Raw genomic sequence first — 1,268 nt, 5'->3', positions numbered from 1 at the left:
GTTATTACCCGCATCATTTTTAAAAATATGCAGATCGGAAGAAGAATCAATTTTGTCTTTTTCCACGTAAAAAATTACTGAGTCTGTGCATAGATAATAATAATTGCTATTAGAAACCACGCCGTTTAATATAAAATCAAGCGGTCTTGTGTCAGATATTTTTATAGGAATTTCTTTAAAATCCGCATCCCCTTCTTTTCTATAATGAACAGTATACGTATCATCGTTAATTCTTGCGCATGCAAATAATATATTATCCGACGCGTGAATTGATTGAATATTACCTGCCAGATTTACATCTTCATTGGTGCCGTCTTTAAAATACCGTCTTATTCTTCCGCTGTCGCCGCTTAAATAAAGCGCGTAAAGTGATTCTTCTGTTGCCGCAAGCATTACTACATAGGCGCCTAAATTTCCTAATTTAGACCATTCACACTTAGACTGCGCGTTTTTGCCATATTTAAAAATATTTTTTCCTGACGCGACATACATTTCATTGTTAAATATGGCGAAATTTGTAGGAGAGCCTCCGATTCGCGGCGGAATTAACTTAGTTTCCTGCGTAACCATGTAAAATATTGGATCGTTGCAGGATACGAGCGAAAAAACAATCAAGAAAATAATTAATAATTTTAACAAATATGCTTTCATCATCCTAACCCTATCCACTAAAAATGATAACGCCCAACAATCCCTAAATCAACAAAAAGCGCGTCAATGTTTTTTTTGGGGGCATTTGTCCATTGCGGGAACCAGCAAAAATTTGACGTTATTCCGAATGACCATTGATGCGTAATTCTGAAATATGCGGCGCCTCCGCCTTTCATAAAATAACCAAAATAACCGAAATCAAGATATGTTTGTATTGTTCCTCCCAGAGCTATAGAAATCGGAAATTCAAACCGTCCAAGTATAAATTGAGTTCCCAACCTTGTCCCGAAGAATGTTATAAATACCGTATTGCCGCCTATCGTGGGCAGAAATAACAGGCCAAGTTCTCCGCCCATAAAAAAACGGGAATTTAAGTAATAAGTATAGTTGATTTGCCCTGTTCCGCCTATTGGCGGGGTGATTTTATGCTCAATTGACTCGCCTTGATTTATAAACGCTATTGGAAAACCTACTCCAAAACCAATAGAAAGAGTCTGATCTCCCCTTGTATATAACTCAGACGCGAAAATATCTTCCCAATCAGGTTCAGTTTCAGGAGCGTCATCCTGGGCAGAAAGCAGGACGGAAATCCCAAAAAAAAGTATTACAAATAAGCC

General features: G+C 37.6%; 2 protein-coding genes. Both read right to left on the bottom strand.

What is annotated here, in order from left to right; translation table 11 throughout:
- Window positions 1-654, bottom strand: a 654-nt coding sequence (locus ACYVRH_RS12880; RefSeq protein ID WP_461257300.1) for a hypothetical protein, incomplete at its 3' end; no start/stop codon positions are given.
- A 14-nt stretch (window positions 655-668) separates the two neighbouring features.
- Window positions 669-1,268: TP0733 family outer membrane beta-barrel protein (locus tag ACYVRH_RS12875; RefSeq protein WP_461257299.1), on the bottom strand; the 600-nt coding region annotated here is incomplete at its 5' end.

Source organism: Treponema sp. R80B11-R83G3 (genome assembly GCF_054786115.1).
Note: the sequence above shows the minus strand (reverse complement) of the source record. Positions and strands in the feature narration are given on the sequence as shown.